Below are 17,100 nucleotides of genomic sequence, written 5' to 3' on the forward strand. Positions count from 1 at the left end.
CGCGGCGAGCGCGGCCGGAGGGCGAGGGCGGGCGGCCGCCAGCGGCCGTGCAGCGCCACCACCCGGTACGCGCCGGCCGGATCGTGCGCGGCGGGCCCCGGCCCCCGGGTGATCCCGACGAGGGTGACGCGGTCGCCGCGGGCCGCGAACAGCCGCGCCATGTGGTGCGCCCACCGCTGGACGCCCCCGATGTCGTCGGCGTTGTTGCAGACGACGAAGACGTCCCGTCCCGCCGCGGCGCCCCCGGCGTCGCCGCCTCCGCCCGGCTCCCTGCCCGTCAGCATTCCCGCCCCCGATCGGCGAAGTAGCGTTCCACCACCGTCCGCGCCGCCGTGCCGCGGTCGTGCTCGCCGAACCGCGCGGCGAACGCCCGGCGCCGGGGGGCGTGCACCGCCTCCGCCGCGTCCAGATCCGCGAGGGCGGCGACGAGCTCGTCCGGCGTCCGGGTGATCGGCCCGGGCGCGTCCCGTTCGAGGTCGACGTACCCGCGTTCGGGGTCGCCCCCGGCACCGGACGGGGCGTCCGGGAGGTGCAGGACGATCGGACGGTCCAGCAGCGCGAAGTCGAACATGATCGACGATCGGTCGGTGATCAGCGCGTCCGCGAGCAGCAGCAGCGGGGTGACGTCGGGCACGTCGCCGGCGTCGCGCATGTACGCGCGCGCGGACGGCGGGAGGTCGGCCCGGCAGAGGTAGTGGGGGCGCAGCAGCAGCACGAACTCCTCGCCCAGCTCCCGCGCGAACACGTCCGGGGCGACCGGCGGCTCCAGCGTCCGGACGGGACGGCCGCGGGGGTCCGTCGCGAACGTCGGCGCGTACAGCAGCACCCGGCGCCGGTCGCCCTCCAGCCCGAGGGAGCCGCGCAGCGCGGCGACCTCGGCCGCCGTCTCCGGATCGGCGTCCGCGCCGCGGACCAGCGGATCGTTGCGGGGATACCCGGCGGGCAGCGCCTCGGCGCGGACGCCCAGAGCCGGGCACAGGGTTCGGACGTCGTGGTCCGAGCGCACCAGGAAGCAGTCGTAGCGCTCCACCATCCGGCGGAGCCGGTGCCGGTCCGCCGCGGGAGCGCCCTTCAGCCGCGGCTGGTCGAGGCCCATCGGCTTGACCGCCGAACCGTGCCACGTCTGGACGTAGGTCGTCTCCGGCCGTTTGCGCAGACCGTCCGGGAAGCCTTGGTTGTCGATCCAGAACTCCGCCCGTGCGAGCGCCCGGTAGTACGCCCACGAGCCGCGCCGGACGAGCCTGGCGTCGGGCGGGAACCCCTCCGGCGACGACCGGTAGGACCACACCGCGTCCACGGCGCGTCCCGATCTGCGCAGCTCGCGGTAGATGTACTTGGGGCTGTCGGAGTAGGACCGGCCGAGGTGGCTCTCGAACACCGCCAGCCCGGGCCGGACCGGGAGCCGCGTCAGGACCCGGTTGAACACGGCCGTCTTCGTCCGCCGCGACGCCAGCGCCCGCCGCGCCGACCGGTGCCGCCGCCGCGCCCGCCGCCAGGACCGCCGCCCCGCCGGAGTCGCCGCCGCGCCCCGCACGACCGCCCCGGCGAACCGCGCGCCGCGGCCGCGCCCGTCCAGGACGAACGACAGGTGCCCGGCCGCGGTCACGTGCGAGCGCAGGACGTCCCCCGCGAGGCGGGTCAGCCGGGGCCGCACCGGGAGGTCCACGTCGTTGAGCGGGGGCGACCCCGTGCCGCTCCCCGGCCGGGTCACCATCGTCTCGCCGTTCACCGTCACGCGCAGCCGCACGTCCCACAGCGGGTCGACGAAGCCGACCGGCCGGACGCACCGCCGCGGATCGAACTCCGCCCGCCACGCCAGCCGGTCGCCGCGGTGCTCGACGTCGGCGCCGACCCGGGCCGCCGGGGCCCGCCCGCGCCGGTCCCGGAACACCAGCACGGCCGACAGGTCGGCGTCCGGCGGCACCCGGCCGAGCGGGTTCAGGACGTGCCCGGCGATCCGGGCGCAGCCGTCGCGGACCTCCAGCCGCGTCACCGTGTTCCCCGGGGACAGCTCCCGCAGCGGCCGCAGGTGGAAGCCGAACCCGGTGACGTCCAGCACGCGCCGTCCGAGCGCCCCGCGCGGCGGGCGGGCGCCCCAGTAGATCCGGCCGTCCCGCTCCGCCAGCGGCGCGCCCAGCACGGGATGGTCGGGACGGTGCTCGGCCGCGGCCAGCGCCGCCGCGTGGTCGCCCTCCCGGACCAGGTAAGCGGCGACCGCCGCCATCGGGTTGGCGTCCTCGAACGCCCGCGGGTCCAGCTCGGCGAGGTAGCCCGCGGCCAGGTCGAGGAAGCGCGCCCGGTGACCGGGGTCGCGGCCGCGCAGCTCGCGCAGGTACAGCAGCAGGTCGTGGTTGAGGAACTTGACGTCCTTGGCGCGCTTCAGCCCGTGGGCGCCGCGCAGCGCGAACAGCATGTCGATGCGGCGGTGGATCTCCAGCCGGTCCGCGAAGTTGGCGAGCTCGGCCCGCCGGTTGGAGATCGACGGGCCCGCCGCGGCGTCCTTGACCAGCCAGTTGTAGACGCGGTGCGGGATCAGCGCGGTGCGCCGGGCCGCCAGGTAGGCCTCGGCGGTGAACAGCAGGTCCTCGTAGTGGAGCCGTTCGACGAACCGCAGCCCCTGCTCGTCCAGGAACTCCCTGCGGTACGCCTTGTTCGTGGACAGCGTGTCGTACAGCAGATCGGGGTTCTCGCTGAGAGAACCGTAGACGGCGCTGCGCTCGTACAGCCACGGATACCAGGGACGGGTGCGGTTCTTCGCGCCCGCCGGCCGGTTCAGGAACACCCTCGTGCACAGGCCCGAGACGAGGTCGGCGCCCGTCTCCTCTCCGGCGGCGACCAGGTTGAGGCACGCGTGCCGGTCCAGCAGGTCGTCGCTGTCGAGGAACATCACGAACCGTCCGTCCGAACGGTCGACCCCGGTGTTGCGGGGACGGCCGCAGCCCCCGGAGTTGACCGGGAGGTGCACGGCCCGGACCCTGCCCGGGTGCGCGGCGGCGAGGCGTTCCGCGACCTCCCCGGTGCGGTCGGTGCTCGCGTCGTCCACGATCACCGTCTCCACGGAGCGCAGCGACTGCGCCAGCGTCGAGGCGACCGCTCGGGGCAGCCGCCGCGCGTCGTTGTAGGCGATCACCACCACACTGACATCCGGGCGCACCCGCATGGGCCTCCCTCCGCTGCTCCGCGTGCCAGGGATTCCTTTCCAGGAACGGCGGAGGGAGGTCCAAGCGCGGCCAAAGCCTGTCAATGGTTCGCATTACCGTCGGAACGCCGAAGGCGCCCGGCGGAGCGCCGGGCGCCTTCGTGATCGGCCGGTGCCGGTCGATCAGGCGTACTCGGGGTAGCCGTAGCCCACGATCTGGCCCTTGTCGCGGACCTTCTCCTCGACGGCGTCGTTGCTGTTGCCCTCGATGGTGCTGACGGTCCCGTCGCCGTTGTCCTTCTCGACGATGCCGACGTGGTCGATGTCGCCGATGGAGCCGTCCGAACCGGCGCCCCAGTCGAAGAACACGATCGCGCCGGGCTTGGCCTCCTGGCCCCAGCGGCCCTGGTCCTTGAACCAGCTCGCGTGCGAGACGGTGTAGGCGTCCCAGCCCATGCCCTTGACGCCGGTCTGCGCACCGAGCCAGGACACGAACATGTCGCACCACGCGGCGCCGTCATAGGCGTCCACCGAGAAGCCGCCGCTGCTGGCGGCCGACTCGGCGCGCGGCGTGGAGGTCCACCACTCGTGGAACTTGGTCATGTTGCCGGGGCCCTCTTCCTCGATGCCGACCTGCTCCTTGGCCAGGTCGATCACCTCGGACGCCTCGACGGCGCGCGGCGGCACCTTCCAGCCCTCGGCGCGGGCCTCGGCCAGGCTCATCGTCGAAGACGACGACTCGGCCTTCTCGGAGGTGTGCGTGACGGCGGCGGCCTTCTCCACCGTCGCGTTCGCGGCCTCGGTGGCCGCGCTCGCCCCGGCCACGGGGTTGAACACCGACAGCCCGACGGCGCCGGCCAGCACCGCGCCGACGGCGACGCCGACGGCCCGGTCCTCGGGGGTCATGCGCTTGATCGCGAGTTCGGGAGCCAGCCGCTTGACGGCGGACTGGGGGTTCAGGCGCTTCACGGACTCGGAAAGACGATCGAAACGACCGGTCATGCAGGGAATCTCCTTGTCTCCCATGACGCCTACCGGGTTAGCTGACGGATTCGGGCATGGAAGAGCCCTACGGCGCGCTCGGGACGCGCCGATTCACCCCTGGAACTTGGGTCCCCGGCTCCGCTGCGGCCCTCGTCGGACCTGTGCGGACTCGGCCTTCACGCCGCGCGTGCGGCGCTGGATTGTCGGATATCTCTGAGCGACTGCTCTTGAGGGGCGCGCGTGCATGGCGCGCGTCGCGTGCGTGGACCGCTCCGCGACCGGCGGCCGCGCCCCTGGCACGGCCGGTACAACGCGTGGATCGCGCTGCGAGATTCGGGTTGAAGGTACCAACCTTCGCAACGAAAGCAAACCAGGCCAAAAGTGATCTTTTCCCTGGTCAAGCGGCCTTCAAGGACTCCTCAACACCCACCCGCGAGACGTTCTTCCCGATCTTTGCCGGCGGTTCCGAAACCCCTATTCCACGGGGCCTGCCGCGCGCCACCGTCCAAGGCTTCCCTAGATCGACGAGACGCCCCCGCCCCGCGGCCCGACGCCGCCCACCGGCCACCCAGAGGGCATTTCGTGTGCCCTAAGTCACAACACCACGTCGCCGCAGGTCGAAGGCGGTGTCCGTCACTCCACCCGGAGCGCGAACAAGGTCGTGTCGTCCGCCGCCCGGTCGTGCTCCATCCGCGCCAGCACCTCGTCCAGCGCCACCTCCGGACGCCCCGACCCCTCCTCGAGGATCTGCGTGAGCCGCGCGATGCGCTCGTCCAGATCCGCGTCCCGGCGCTCCACCAGCCCGTCCGTGTACAGGAAGACCATGTCGCCCCGCACCAGCGGAGTCTTGATCGTCGTGTACTCCCAGCCGGGCATCGCGCCCAGCATCGGGTCCCGGACGACCTCGAGCGGCGCGGCCCGCCCGTCCCGCACGAGGATCGGCGGCGGATGCCCCGCGCACGTCCACTCCATGACGCCCCGGTCCGGATCGAAGTGCCCCACGATCGCGGTGCCCGTCGCGGGCGGGTCCATGGTCCCGACCAGCTCGTTCAGCCAGCCCACCAGCCGGCCCGCCGGCTCCCCGGTGAACGCCAGCCCCAGCAGCCCGTTCCGCGTCCGGGCCATCGCCGCCGCCGCGGGCAGCCCGTGCCCCGCCGCGTCCCCGATCGCGAACAGGCCCCGCCCGTCCGGCAGCCCCCGCGTCGCGAACCAGTCGCCGCCGATCCGCGCCGCGCTCTCCGCCGCCAGGCTCCGCAGCGCGATCCGCACCCCCGGCAGCCGCTCCACCTCCCCCTCGTCCGGCAGGATCGCCCGCCGCAGCGTCACCGCGACCCGCCGCTCCTGCGCCGTCCGCGCCTGCTGCTTCAGCATCTGCCGCCGCGTGTCGGCCAGCGCCCGCTCCACACCCCGCCGCCGCGTGATGTCCTGCGACACGATGTTCACCGACACCGGCAGGCCCGCGTCGTCCAGGACCGGCTCGGCGAAAAGCCACAGATGCCGCGGCCGCCCGTCCGCCCCGATCACCCGGTGCTCGGCCTCCACCGGCTCCCGCCGCAGGAACAGCGTCTGCAGGGCCTCCTCCACGAGCGGCATGTCGTCGTCGGCCACCACCTTCGGCAGGTCGTGCGGCATCGGCGGGACCTCGTCCGGCGACAGCCCGTAGTTCGCGAGCATCTGCGGCGTCCACTCCGCCGCGCCCGTCACCAGGTCCCACTCCCCGAACCCCAGCTGGGCCAGGCGCTCGACCCGCTCCAGCCTCCGCGCGAGCCGGTCCTCCCGGCTGTGGTACCGCCACACGACGCACACCCCGGTCGGCACCTGCACGCACCGGACGCTCATCCGCGACGTCCGCGAAAGCCCGCTCTGCGCCGTCGTGTACATGATCGACCCGCGCTCCAGCGTCCCCGCGCCCCCGAGAACCCCCACGTACTCCTCGAACAGCCCGGTCAGCGCCGTCCCCGGGTCCGTCTGCAGCAGCCGCCGTCCCGTCAGCTCCTCGGCGCCCCGGCCGAACAGGTCCTTCGCCTGCCCGTTCAGGGCCGCGTACAGGAAGTCCGCGACGTCCCCCTCGGGCCCTCGAACCGGCACCAGATGCGCCGCCGAGTCCAGCGCGCCGTCCAGCACCCCCCGCGCCACGGGATCGTCCGGCAACCCGGCCAGGATCTCCCGATCGTTCCCGGTGTCCTCCGCCGTGACCCGCCGCAGCACGTCCTCGGCCTCCGACAGGACCTCCCGCCGCGTCGTCGCCACCTCCGCCCGCGGCGCCCGCCGCGCCGCCGCGACGGCCTCCGCCGACCCGGCCCCGACGTCCTTGACGACCAGCGCCGCCGCCTCGGCGAGCTCCATGTCCAGGTCGCGCGCGAGCCAGATCAGATGCTGCAGCGCCTCCCCGGGCGGCACCCCCAGCCGACGCGCGAGCACGACCCGCGCCTCGGCCAGGATCGCGCGGTCATGCGCGGCCCCCCGCAGGTCCTCCAGGTCGGGCACCGCCGCGTGCACTCCCGGCGCTCGCGGCCCCTCCGCTTCGGCCAAGCCACTCCCCCGTTCGGCACTGCATGCCCCGAGAGAAAAAAGCTACATACGCCAACGAAGGACTATTCATCCCCTTCCGGGTCTCCTACCCGTATCTTTAACCCGCTTTTCCCTGGATGCCCGAACTCCACCACTTCCGGTGACCCTCCAGGGACCAACCCCTACCCCAACGAGTGACCCAGGTCACACCCCGCCGACCACACCGCCCACCGCCACCCTCGGATTCCCGGTACGCACTACCCCGCGAACTGCGCTAGAGTAATCACGCCCGCCCACACAGGGCGGCACCGGGACGTAGCGCAGTTTGGCAGCGCACTTGACTGGGGGTCAAGGGGTCGTGGGTTCAAATCCCGCCGTCCCGACGCAGCTCAGAGGCCACATGCGATCTTTCGCACGTGGCCTCTGGTCGTTCGTACAGCAGTGATGTACAGCTACGCGTCCGGCTCGCCGGTCCCCGTTGGTCACGTCCGGGCTCGATAGACGGTCTCCGAGCTGCTTGAGAGCCCTCCTCTTCGCCGCGGCCGGTAGTTTCGCGCAGAGAGCCGCGCGTGTGTCGAGTGTCGTGCACTTGCATGGTCCTGACGCCGGCGCACTTGTACCGGAGGTCGAAGCTGCGATTGATGGTGCGAGGTTCGATGGGCCGTTCCGGATCCCGGCCATGAGCGCCTCGAGTTGCGGGGCGTTGTCCCGCTGCCCGGCAGTGATCATTAGTGACAGCGGTTTCTGGCCCTGACCGCAGGCCAATGCGGCTTGGCCGACAACGCGCCGCGCGAACGCCCCGGCGCGTGATCGCCGGGCTCGGATATGGCTGATTCGGATGGCCTCGTCCACCTCGATCAGGCGGGTGCGGTCGTTGATGTTGCCGACGGCCACCGCAGACGCCGGGGCAGGCCGCGGACGTCGTGCCAGGCGGATATTGGTGGTCAGCACGCCGAGGGCCTGCCCGGGTTCCTGTCCAGCCGGTGCCGGTTTTCCCCGGTCGTCCCCCCTTTTTTGCGGGCGTCGGAGGCGGGGTTGGTGGGCCTGCATGGTGGTGGGGTCCGCGAACACCGCCGACCAAGCCGCCGCTCGATCGCGGCGTGGTGGGGCCTGACCGATGTAGAGGGTCTGCCACGAGCCGTATCGCGTATGTCCCGCCGGTCGGCGCCGGTACACAGGGTTCCGTTGATCGCCTGCCGGTGGTTCCGCCGCTGCCCCGGGCGGTGGTGACCGGCAGCGGCTCGATCCTGGTCCGGGCGCGTCGGTCAGCCTGTGTCGGCGAACCGTGGCCACCAGCAAGTCGTAACTACAAGAGCCAGGTCCGTGAAACGGGCCTTAGCCAGGGGCGTCCCTCGGCTTGCCCGGTATGAGTTTCAGCGCGCCATGGGAGACGCCGACGCACAGTGCCGTGGGGACGAGCACTGCGAGCGCCGCGACCAGGCTCGCCAGCAGCGAGTTCGCGATGGACGCGTCGGTGGCCAGGGCGGCGAGGAACACGTAGATCATGGCCAGTGCTCCGGCTGCGGCCGAGGCGGCGAGCCACCTGGTGAGCAGGCGTCCGCTCTTCGCGGCCACCTCTCCGATGACGCTGGCCGGTATGAACAGCAGCGGCACCAGGACGACGCCCACGACGCCGGAGAGCAGCACCAGGAAAGGCCCCGCGAGCGGGCCGCCGGTGTCCGTGTCAGTGACGACCGCGTACGCGAGCAGGCCGACGTAGACGGCGACGCCCTGGAGGGCGAACGCCAAGCAGGCGACCACCGCACCGACCAAGTGCCCGCCGGCTCTTGCGAACACAATGCCCTCCCTGTGTTGGTACAGCGCGCCAAGAGTACTCACCGTTCCCATGGGCTGGCCGGTTGCGGTTTCAAGATGGGGGCGTCAGCCGCTTGGTCGGGGTTGGACGACATCGGTGTGGGTCCCTTCGTGGCCTCCCCGGCGTCGGACGTGCGGCGACTGGTCACGCCCGTGCGGTGGGGTGTGCCCGCGCTGGCGGCATCGCTTGGGCGCTCTTCGGCTACGGAGTCGCGGGGGTGATCACACGTGGTGGCGGAGGGCGAGGTCGTCGGGAAACGGTTCGAGGTAGGTCTGGTCGGCGACGTAGCGGTCGTGTTCGCCTTCGGCGTGGTGGCGCAGAAGGGCGATCGGGACGCTGAGGGGTGCCCGTCCTTCGCGGTAGGAGCCGATCGCGGTGAGGATGTCGTGGCGCCGGGTCGCGTCGAGGTCGTCGCCGATGAAGCCGAGGAGGTGCTGGAGCGCGTTGGTGTGGCGGCCCCGGCCGGCGCGGACGGCGAGCGTGGCGGCGAACGCCCGGCGGTAGTCGGCTTCCAGGTCGGCTCTGGGACGGTCGCCGACATGGGCGACGATGCGTCCGGTCTCGCGGTATCCGCCGGGAGAGTGCGCGAGCAGCTGCATCTTGTGCCGGCTGTGGAAGTCCACCAGGTCGCGCGGCCGCCAGTCGGACGAGAAGAGTTCGCGGAGCCGGGCGTGGGCGAACACGCGCTCGACGAAGTGCTCGCGCAGCACCGGGTCGTTGAGCCGGCCGTCCTCCTCGGTGGGCAGGTCGGGCAGGGCGGCGCGGATCCGGGCGGCGAACACGCCGAGGCCGGTGCGGTCGACCGGTTGGCCGTCGGTGCGTTCGCCCGGCCGCCCGGAGGCGTAGCGGGGGAGGTTGAACAGTCCGCAGGTGGGCGATCGGGCTTTCAGGACATAGCCGTCCAGGTCATCCAGTGCGGGAATTCTGCGGTCGGCCAGGGAGTGCATGGCGTCGGTGTGGTCGGTCTCGTCCTTGGTGACGATGTGCCCGTCGGTGCGCAGTCGCATGGTGGGCCGGGGCGAGCCGAGGCCGATCTCCATCTCCGGGCAGACGGGGATCCAGTCGACGTGCCGGGACAGCGATCCGGTGAGGAAGCGGTCCCGGCTGTGGCCGCCGTTGTAGCGGACGGGCGCGCCGAGCAGGCAACTGGACGCCGCCAGACGCGGCCTCGGGTGCTCGCGGGCGCCGGGGGGCGGTGTGCTCGTGGTCGCGGATGTCGGCGTGGTCATAGCATCTCTCGCATCCTGCGCATCCCGGCGACGGTGCGTGCTTTGACGGTGCCGAGCGGGACGCCCAGCCGGTCGGCTATCTCCCGCTGGGTGAGCTGCCCGTAATGGGCCAGCGCAATCGCCTGGCGCTGCGGTGCGGGCAGGACGGCCAGCGCCGCGCGCACGTCGCAGGCGTCGTCGACGGCCGAAGCGGTGTCGGCGATGCTCCGGTCGTCCATCGCCCGGGCGGTGCGCCGCCGGTGCGCCGCCTCCGAACGCAGCAGGTCGATGGCCCGCCGGCGGGCGATGGCCAGCAGCCACGGTTCCAGGTCGCGGTCCGGGTCGAGGCGATCCCGGGTCCGCCACATCTCCCAGAACACGGTCTGCACGATGTCGTCCAGGTCGCGGGCGGGCACCAGGTGGGCGACATGACGGCGGATGCGGGGGCCCAGGCTGCGGTAGCACTCGGCCAGGGCCGCCTGCTCCCCGTGGGCGATGCGTTCGGTAAGGCTCATCACGTCCCCTAAATCGCTTCAAAACCTATTCATAGTCACGGCCGGTGGACGCGCGCAACCACCGCACGGCAAAGCGGGCGAAAAGGGTGGGCAGTCGCGGGGTCCGGTCAGCGCCGCGGCGTGACCGCCTGGAGCTCGGCGACCGCCCAGGACAGCGTGGTTACGAGGCGGACGCGGGGCGGGATCCGATCAGCCCATCCGGGGCCGCCGATCACCGTTCGCAGGGGCGGCCGGCCGGTGGGCAGTCCGGCGAGCCAGGACGGATCGCCGGTCTCGGACGTCTGCGACCAGACGAACGCCGCGGGCGGGCCGGTCCGGTCGATGGCGGCCGTCAGCGCCGGGACCGGCACCCGCGCGCCGAGGACGGTGGCCGCCGTCCCGGCCTCGGCCAGTGCGGCGGCCAGCGCGTACACCGGCAGGCAATGCTGCTCCTCGGGCGCGCACGCCAGCAGCACCGGCGGCACGGAACGTCCGCCCGTGCCGCGGGGACGTGCCCGCTCGGTGAGGGCGCTCAGCAGCACCGCCGACAGCAGGTGCTCGACCTCGACATGGGCGCCGGACGCCGCGTGCTTGCGGCCGATCCCGACCAGGACGGGCACGAACAGCAGTTCCCACGCCGCCACGACTCCCTCGCGGTCCAGCGCGGCGTGCACGGTGGTGGTCATCGCACGCTCGTCCAACGCCATCGCCGCCCGGGCGAGCCCCCTGACCCGGGCCGCGTGGGGGCCGCTGCGCGCGGCGGGCGTGGCGTCCAGCGGGATGCGGTTGCCGCCCGCGCCATGCCCCCGGGGCGACGCGGGACCGGCGGGAGGCGCGTCCAGTGCGGCCCGGGCGGCCTCGGCCGGTGGCGCGCCGGACACGATCAGCCGCTGCATCGCCTCCAGCCGGGCCAGGTCGTCGGCGGTGTAGCGGCGGTGGCCGCCGGCGCTGCGGCCGGACGGTCCGATGCCGTACCGGCGGTCCCAGGTGCGCAGCGTGGACGCCGCCACGCCCAGCCGCCGCGCGACCGCGCCGACCCCCAGCCCGGCCCCGCTCCCGGACTCCGCCGCCATGCCGATGCGCCCCTTCCTCGTCCGACCCCACATCGTCCCACCGCCGCACCCCGCAGCGTTCGCCATAAAGGCTTTCGTCGGCTTCGTTCGCCCCGGTTGCGTCCGTGACGATCTCGCCGCCCCGGCTCATGTCCGCACGGCGGCAACCGGCGCCGGTGCCCGCTCCGAACTCCTGGTGATGAGGACTTCGATGATGCTGTTCACCCGTGACCTGCGGGTCCGTGACAATCCCGCGCTGGCGGCCGCATGCCGGGCCGAGCGGGTCGTGCCGGTGTTCGTCTTCGACGACGCGCTGCTGGACGGCCCGTTCGCCGCGCCCAATCGCGTCCGGTTCCTGCTCGACGGCCTCGCCGACCTCCGGGAGTCACTGCGCGAGCTGGGCGGGGACCTGGTCGTTCGGCGCGGCGATCCCGCCACGGAGATCGCCCGCCTGGCCCAGGAGACGGGCGCGGAGAGCCTGTTCCTGGCCGACGAACGGTCGAGATACGCGACCCGGCGCTTGAGCAGGCTCCGCGACCTGCCGCTCAGGGTCACCACGCACCCCGGCGTCACGGTGGTGCCGCCCGGGGACCTCGCCCCGGCCGGCGGCGACCACTACCGGGTGTTCACACCGTACTGGCGGGCCTGGGACGGCCGTTCGCGGCGGCCGATCGCGCGGACTCCCCCGTCCGTCCGGCTGCCCGCCGGCGTGCGCCCGGGGCCGCTGCCGCGGTTCGCCGACCTGGCTTCGGGAGCGACGTCCCGCGATCTGGCCGCCGGCGGTGAGCGGGCCGGACGCCGCCGTATGGCCGACTGGCTGCGGGACGACGCCGCGGACTACGACCGGGTGCACGACGACCTCGCCGCCGACCGCACCTCCCGGCTCAGCCCATATTTGAAGTTCGGCTGCGTTTCACCGCGGGAACTGGACGCCGCCGCACCGGACGGGTTCCGCCGCCAGCTCGCCTGGCGCGATTTCCACCACCAGGTCGCCGCCGCCTTCCCCTCCCTCGCCACCCGCGACTACCGCCCCCGCGGGCACCGGTGGAACCTCGACGAAGACGCCTACACCGCCTGGTGCGAGGGCCGCACCGGCATCCCGATCGTCGACGCCGGGATGCGGCAGCTCCACGCCGAGGGGTACATGCACAACCGGGCCCGGCTGATCACCGCCTCGTTTCTGACCCGCGACCTCGGCATCGACTGGCGGCGCGGCTTGCGCCACTTCAACGACCGGCTCGCCGACGGCGACATCGCCGACAACGCCGGGAACTGGCAGTGGGTGGCCGGCACCGGCAACAGCACCCGCCCCAGCCAGGTCATGAACCCGCACCGCCAGGCGGCCCGCTTCGACCGGGGCGGCGACTACGTCCGCAGGTACCTGCCCGAACTGTCCGACGTCGACGGCCCCGCCGTCCACCGCCCCTGGACGCTCCCCGAGGCCCGCAGGCGCGCCCTCGACTATCCCCCGCCGATCACCGATCCGTGAACGTCCACGACTGATCGCCCGTCGTGCTCGAGGGGCGGTTCGCGGATCCGCGTTCGACCAGGCAAAGGATTATTCAGACGGCGCTTGTGAGGGTGGGGGCCGGGTACGGGGTGACCCACCTCCCAAGGAGGAGCAATGATCACAGCTCTGCGCGAGTGGGGCGTCCTCGTCGGCCGATGGGCGCCGACCGTCGCCATCGGCGTCGCCCTGCGCACGGAAGGAACGGGCGACGGCGGCATGCCGGCGGACGGCCGCGCGCCCGCACCGGCGGCGACGCCGTAACGGCGGGGACGGGTCATGGACGTGCGAGAGGACGCTACGGGGCGCCTGTTCCTGGTGACCGGGGCCGGCGGGTACATCGGCGGGCGGCTGGTGCCCGAACTGCTGCGCGCCGGTCACCCGGTGCGGTGCATGGTCCGCTCGGCGCGGCGGCTCCGCGACCACCCGTGGGCGGGGGACGTGGAGATCGTCGAGGCCGACGCGACCGATCCGCACTCGACGCGGCGGGCCCTGGACGGCGTGGACGTCGCCTACTACCTGATCCATGCGATCGGCGGCGGGGGCGGCTTCGCCGAGGCCGACCGCCGGGCCGCGCGCACCTTCGCCGCCGCGGCCCGCGACGCCGGGGCGCGCCGGCTGGTCTACCTGGGCGGGATGGAGCCGGAAGAGGAGTTGTCGCCGCACCTGCGGTCGCGGGCCGAGGTCGGCCGCATCATGCTCGACGCCGGCGTGCCGGCGGTCTGGCTGCGCGCCGCGGTGATCATCGGGTCCGGGTCGGCGTCGTTCGAGATGCTGCGGTACCTGACCGAGCGGCTGCCGGTGATGGTCACCCCGCGCTGGGTCCGCTCGCGGATCCAGCCGATCGCGATCCGGGACGTCCTGCACTACCTGGTCGCGGCCGCGGACCTGCCCGCCGACGTGAACCGGGGCTTCGACATCGGCGGCCCGGACGTGCTCACCTACGCCGACATGATGCACCGCTACGCCGCCGTCGCCGGGCTGAAGCGGCGGGTCATCGTCCCGGTGCCGGTGCTGAGCCCATGGCTCTCGAGCCTGTGGGTCGGCGCGATCACGCCGGTACCGGGGGGCCTGGCGCGGCCGCTGGTGGAGTCGCTGCGCAACGAGGTGGTCCGCCGCGAGCACGACATCGACCGGTACGTGCCGCCGCCGCCCGACGGCCCGACCGGCTTCGAACGCGCGGTGTCGCTGGCCCTGCGCCGCGTCCGCGACGCCGACGTGGCCACGCGCTGGTCGTCGGCGAGCGTCCCGGGAGCCCCCAGCGACCCGCTGCCGACCGACCCCGACTGGGCCGGGGGCAGCCTTTACACCGACGAGCGGAGCCGCGAGGTGAACGCCTCGGGCGAACGCCTGTGGGCGGTCATCGAGGGGATCGGCGGCGAGCGCGGCTGGTACTCCTTCCCGATCGCCTGGCGGGCCCGCGGCGCCGTGGACCGGCTGGTGGGCGGCGTGGGACTGCGGCGCGGCCGCCGGGACCCGCGCCGGCTGAGAATCGGGGAGACGGTCGACTTCTGGCGCGTGGAGGAGATCGAGCCGGGGCGGCTTCTGCGGCTTCGTGCCGAGATGCGGCTGCCCGGCCTGGCCTGGCTGGAACTGGGCATGGCGCAACAGGACGGCCGCACCCGTTTCACCCAGCGGGCGCTGTTCCATCCGCGGGGGTTGGCGGGGCACGCGTACTGGTGGGCGTTCCGGCCCTTCCATGATCGCGTCTTCGGGGGGATGTGCCGCGGCATCGCCCGGGCGGCCGAACAAGCCCGCACGTCCGGAACCTCCCGGCCCGGGACGGCCGTCCCCGAGCGGGGCGGAGCGAAGTGAGCGAGCCACCGATCACGTTCCGGACGCGTCCGGCCGGGCGTCGCGGGACGAAAGCGGATCAGGGAACGCCGGCGGACGAGTGGGAGCAGGCGATGGCCTTCCGGTACCGGTCGGGCGGAGACCACGGCTCCGGCGGGCGGCGTTGATGGGCTCGCCGGCACCCGCGCCGCCGCCGGTACCGCGGGCCGCGCACGGCCCGGTGGTGGTTGTCGGCGCGGGTCTGGCCGGGTTGTCTGCGGCGATCCATCTCGCCGCCGCCGGCCGCGAGGTCGTGGTCGTCGAAGCCGGGCAGGAGCCGGGAGGATGCTGCGGGACGGCCCGGGTGGGGCCCTACCGGTTCGACACCGGGCCCTCGGTGCTGACGATGCCGGACGTGCTGACCCGCACCTTCGGCGCGGCCGGTGAGGACATCGACCGGTGGCTGCCGCTGCGGCGGCTGGACCCCTTCTACCGGCTGGCCTTCCCGGACGGCTCGCACCTGGACGTCGTGGCGGGCGCGCGGGCGATGGCCGACAACGTCCGCGCGTTGTGCGGACCGGCCGAGGCCGCGCGGTACCTGCGTTTCCGGCGGCGGCTCGGGACGATGTTCGAGGCGGAATGGGCATCGTTCATCGATGCCGACATGACCCGGTTGCGCGACATGGCGCGTCCGTATGCGCTGCTGAAGCTGGCCACGGCCGGCGGGTTCAGGCGCCTGGACCGGTTCGTCGCCGGGCAGCTCGGCGACGAGCGGCTCATCCGGGCGCACACCTTCCAGTCGCTGTACGTCGGGCTCCCCCCGCATCGGGCCCTGGCCGTCTACGCGGCGGTGGCGCACATGGACACCGTCGGCGGGGTCTACTTTCCCCGCGACGGCGGCATGCACGCCGTCCCCCGGGCTCTGGCGGACGTCGCGGAGAAAGCGGGCGCGTGCGTCCGGTACGGCGTCCGCGCCGAACGGGTGGAGACCGGAGCGTCCGGTGTGCGCGCCGTCCGGCTCGACACCGGCGAGCGCATCGCCGCGAGCCACGCCGTGGTCGCCTGCGACCTGCTCCGGGCGCACTCGGGGCTGCTTCCCGAGCAGGCGGCGGACTGGCGGCTGCGGCGCCCCCGCCACTCGCCGTCCTGCCTGGTCGTGCATTTCGGCCTGGAACGGCGGCTCCCCGGGCAGGCGCACCACACCGTGCACTTCGGCCGGGAGCCGGAGGCGGCGTTCTCCGCGCTGGCGGCCGGACGCCCGCAACCCGACCCCAGTCTCCTGGTCACCCACCCCGGGGACGACTCCACCGCGGCCCCGTCCGGACACGCGACGCTCAGCGCGCTCGAACCCGTCCCGAACCTGGCCGGCGGGGCCGACTGGGACCGGCTCGCGGCGCGGCTGGAGAAGCGGCTGCTGGGACGTCTGACCGCGCTCGGGTACGGCGACCTGTCGGATCGGCCGCGGCTCACCTTCGACCCGCGGGCCTGGGCGCGGCTGGGGCACTCGGCGGGGACCCCGTTCGCGCTGGACCACCGGTTCGCCCAGACGGCGTGGCTGCGCCCGTCGGGCCGCAGCCGGCGCGTCCCCGGGCTGCACTTCGCCGGGATGTACACCGCCCCGGGAGTCGGGGTCCCGCCCGCGTTGATCTCCGGCCGGCTGGCCGCCGCCCGGATCCTGGAGGACAGCCGATGACGACCGCGAACCCGATGACGTTGACGGCCAGCTACGAGCACTGCCGGCGCAGCAACGCCCGCCACGGCCGCTCGTTCTATCTGGCCACGCTGCTGCTGCCCGCGTGGAAGCGCAGGCACGTCCACGCGCTGTACGGGTTCGCGCGGCACGTCGACGACATCGTCGACGTCGGCGCCGGCCACGGCTCCGCCGCCGGGAGGGCCGCGGCGCTCGACGGCGTGGCGGCCCGGCTGGAGTCCGGCCTGGCCGGGGATCCGGTCGACGACCCGGTACTGCCCGCGTTCGTGCACACGGTCCGCTCCTTCGGCGTCGAGCACGACGACATCCGGGCGTTCCTGGCCTCGATGCGCGCCGATCTGACCGTCACCCGCTACGACACCTACCAGGACCTGCTGGCCTACATGGAGGGGTCGGCGGCCGCGATCGGGCTGATGATGCTGCCGGTGCTGGAGACGGTGCCCGGCGCCGAGCGGGTCGCGCGCGAACCGGCTCGGGAGCTGGGGCGGGCGTTCCAGCTCACCAACTTCCTGCGGGACGTGGCCGAGGACAAGGCGCGCAGCCGCATCTACCTGCCGCTGGAGGACATGGACAGGTTCGGGGTGCGGGAGGCCGACCTCGCCCGGGGCCGTTCCGGCAGGGCGTTGCGCGAGCTGGTGGCCTTCGAGGCCGACCGGGCACGGCGCCACTACCGGCGCGCGCAGGAGGGCATCGAGATGCTCGTGCCGTCCTCGCGTCCCTGCATCCGGGCCGCGGCGGCGCTGTACGGCGGCATCCTGGACCGGATCACCGCGGCCGACCACGAGGTACTGGCGGGACGGGCACGGGTTCCGCGGCGGCGCCGCGCCGCGATCTTCACGCGGCACCTGGTGGCCGCGTCCGCCGCCGCGCGCGCCGAACGGCGCCCGCCCGCCATGGAGGGCTGA

Annotated in this window: 12 protein-coding genes, 1 tRNA gene, 1 pseudogene and 1 riboswitch; of the genes and pseudogenes, 6 read left to right on the plus strand and 8 right to left on the minus strand. The window is 73.6% G+C overall.

Annotated features, from left to right (window positions below; genetic code table 11):
• The 4 genes and pseudogenes from ACFQ11_RS22865 to ACFQ11_RS22880 all read right to left on the minus strand — a co-directional run.
• Positions 1-284: pseudogene (locus tag ACFQ11_RS22865) on the minus strand (hypothetical protein); the annotation flags it as partial.
• Positions 278-3,160, minus strand: a complete 2,883-nt coding sequence (locus ACFQ11_RS22870; protein ID WP_378301885.1) for a bifunctional glycosyltransferase/CDP-glycerol:glycerophosphate glycerophosphotransferase — start codon at positions 3,158-3,160, stop codon at positions 278-280. The pseudogene ACFQ11_RS22865 and the gene ACFQ11_RS22870, both read right to left, overlap by 7 nt.
• Before the next feature lie 162 nt (positions 3,161-3,322).
• A complete protein-coding gene (locus ACFQ11_RS22875; RefSeq protein ID WP_378301887.1) occupies positions 3,323-4,141 on the minus strand; it encodes a CHAP domain-containing protein in 819 nt (272 codons plus the stop codon).
• A gap of 12 nt (positions 4,142-4,153) precedes the next feature.
• Positions 4,154-4,308, minus strand: a riboswitch (cyclic di-AMP (ydaO/yuaA leader).
• A 448-nt stretch (positions 4,309-4,756) separates the two neighbouring features.
• On the minus strand, positions 4,757-6,655 hold the full coding sequence (locus ACFQ11_RS22880; RefSeq protein WP_378301889.1) for a PP2C family protein-serine/threonine phosphatase: 1,899 nt from the start codon (positions 6,653-6,655) through the stop codon (positions 4,757-4,759).
• Positions 6,656-6,943: 288 nt separating this feature from the next.
• Between ACFQ11_RS22880 and ACFQ11_RS22885 the strand changes: the two genes are divergently transcribed.
• Positions 6,944-7,017: transfer RNA gene (locus tag ACFQ11_RS22885), tRNA-Pro, on the plus strand.
• 952 nt (positions 7,018-7,969) lie between these two features.
• On the opposite strand, the gene ACFQ11_RS22890 is transcribed toward ACFQ11_RS22885, so the two are convergent.
• From ACFQ11_RS22890 to ACFQ11_RS22905, 4 genes are all read right to left on the minus strand, one after another.
• A complete protein-coding gene (locus ACFQ11_RS22890; RefSeq protein ID WP_378301891.1) occupies positions 7,970-8,431 on the minus strand; it encodes a hypothetical protein in 462 nt (153 codons plus the stop codon).
• Positions 8,432-8,671: 240 nt separating this feature from the next.
• A complete protein-coding gene (locus ACFQ11_RS22895; RefSeq protein ID WP_378301893.1) occupies positions 8,672-9,679 on the minus strand; it encodes a YbgA family protein in 1,008 nt (335 codons plus the stop codon).
• Entirely contained in the window at positions 9,676-10,173 is a 498-nt protein-coding gene (locus ACFQ11_RS22900) for an RNA polymerase sigma factor (protein WP_378301895.1), read from the minus strand. The genes ACFQ11_RS22895 and ACFQ11_RS22900 overlap by 4 nt, the downstream gene beginning before the upstream one ends.
• Positions 10,174-10,280: 107 nt before the next feature.
• Entirely contained in the window at positions 10,281-11,225 is a 945-nt protein-coding gene (locus tag ACFQ11_RS22905) for a MerR family transcriptional regulator (protein ID WP_378301897.1), read from the minus strand.
• A 178-nt stretch (positions 11,226-11,403) separates the two neighbouring features.
• Here ACFQ11_RS22905 and ACFQ11_RS22910 point away from each other — a divergent pair, with 178 nt between their 5' ends.
• The 5 genes from ACFQ11_RS22910 to ACFQ11_RS22930 all read left to right on the plus strand — a co-directional run bounded on the left by ACFQ11_RS22910 (position 11,404) and on the right by ACFQ11_RS22930 (position 17,100).
• Positions 11,404-12,693 carry a cryptochrome/photolyase family protein gene (locus ACFQ11_RS22910; protein ID WP_378301899.1) on the plus strand — a complete coding sequence of 430 codons (1,290 nt, stop codon included), beginning with the start codon at positions 11,404-11,406 and terminating at the stop codon, positions 12,691-12,693.
• 135 nt (positions 12,694-12,828) lie between these two features.
• The gene (locus ACFQ11_RS22915) at positions 12,829-12,975 is read left to right on the plus strand and encodes a hypothetical protein (protein ID WP_378301901.1); all 147 of its coding nucleotides are present in this window, start codon (positions 12,829-12,831) and stop codon (positions 12,973-12,975) included.
• Between the two features lie 15 nt (positions 12,976-12,990).
• Positions 12,991-14,526, plus strand: coding sequence for an SDR family oxidoreductase (locus ACFQ11_RS22920; protein WP_378301903.1), 1,536 nt, complete (start codon positions 12,991-12,993; stop codon positions 14,524-14,526).
• 145 nt (positions 14,527-14,671) lie between these two features.
• Complete coding sequence (locus tag ACFQ11_RS22925; protein WP_378301905.1) at positions 14,672-16,177, plus strand: phytoene desaturase family protein; 1,506 nt, start codon at positions 14,672-14,674, stop codon at positions 16,175-16,177.
• Positions 16,174-17,100 (plus strand): phytoene/squalene synthase family protein, encoded by a 927-nt coding sequence (locus ACFQ11_RS22930; protein WP_378301907.1) that lies wholly within the window; start codon positions 16,174-16,176, stop codon positions 17,098-17,100. Before ACFQ11_RS22925 ends, ACFQ11_RS22930 begins: the two co-directional genes overlap by 4 nt.

The sequence above is a fragment of the Actinomadura sediminis genome (assembly GCF_042675525.1).
In the GTDB taxonomy this organism is placed as follows: Bacteria; Actinomycetota; Actinomycetes; order Streptosporangiales; family Streptosporangiaceae; genus Spirillospora; species Spirillospora sediminis.

Bases quoted from the DNA above. Each gene is read 5' to 3' on its own strand.
- ACFQ11_RS22870 (WP_378301885.1), bottom strand. From the start codon at position 3,160: ATGCGGGTGCGCCCGGATGTCAGTGTGGTGGTGATCGCCTACAACGAC.
- ACFQ11_RS22875 (WP_378301887.1), bottom strand. From the start codon at position 4,141: ATGACCGGTCGTTTCGATCGTCTTTCCGAGTCCGTGAAGCGCCTGAAC.
- ACFQ11_RS22895 (WP_378301893.1), bottom strand. From the start codon at position 9,679: ATGACCACGCCGACATCCGCGACCACGAGCACACCGCCCCCCGGCGCC.
- ACFQ11_RS22900 (WP_378301895.1), bottom strand. From the start codon at position 10,173: ATGAGCCTTACCGAACGCATCGCCCACGGGGAGCAGGCGGCCCTGGCC.
- ACFQ11_RS22905 (WP_378301897.1), bottom strand. From the start codon at position 11,225: ATGGCGGCGGAGTCCGGGAGCGGGGCCGGGCTGGGGGTCGGCGCGGTC.
- ACFQ11_RS22910 (WP_378301899.1), top strand. From the start codon at position 11,404: ATGAGGACTTCGATGATGCTGTTCACCCGTGACCTGCGGGTCCGTGAC.
- ACFQ11_RS22915 (WP_378301901.1), top strand. From the start codon at position 12,829: ATGATCACAGCTCTGCGCGAGTGGGGCGTCCTCGTCGGCCGATGGGCG.
- ACFQ11_RS22920 (WP_378301903.1), top strand. From the start codon at position 12,991: ATGGACGTGCGAGAGGACGCTACGGGGCGCCTGTTCCTGGTGACCGGG.
- ACFQ11_RS22925 (WP_378301905.1), top strand. From the start codon at position 14,672: ATGGGCTCGCCGGCACCCGCGCCGCCGCCGGTACCGCGGGCCGCGCAC.
- ACFQ11_RS22930 (WP_378301907.1), top strand. From the start codon at position 16,174: ATGACGACCGCGAACCCGATGACGTTGACGGCCAGCTACGAGCACTGC.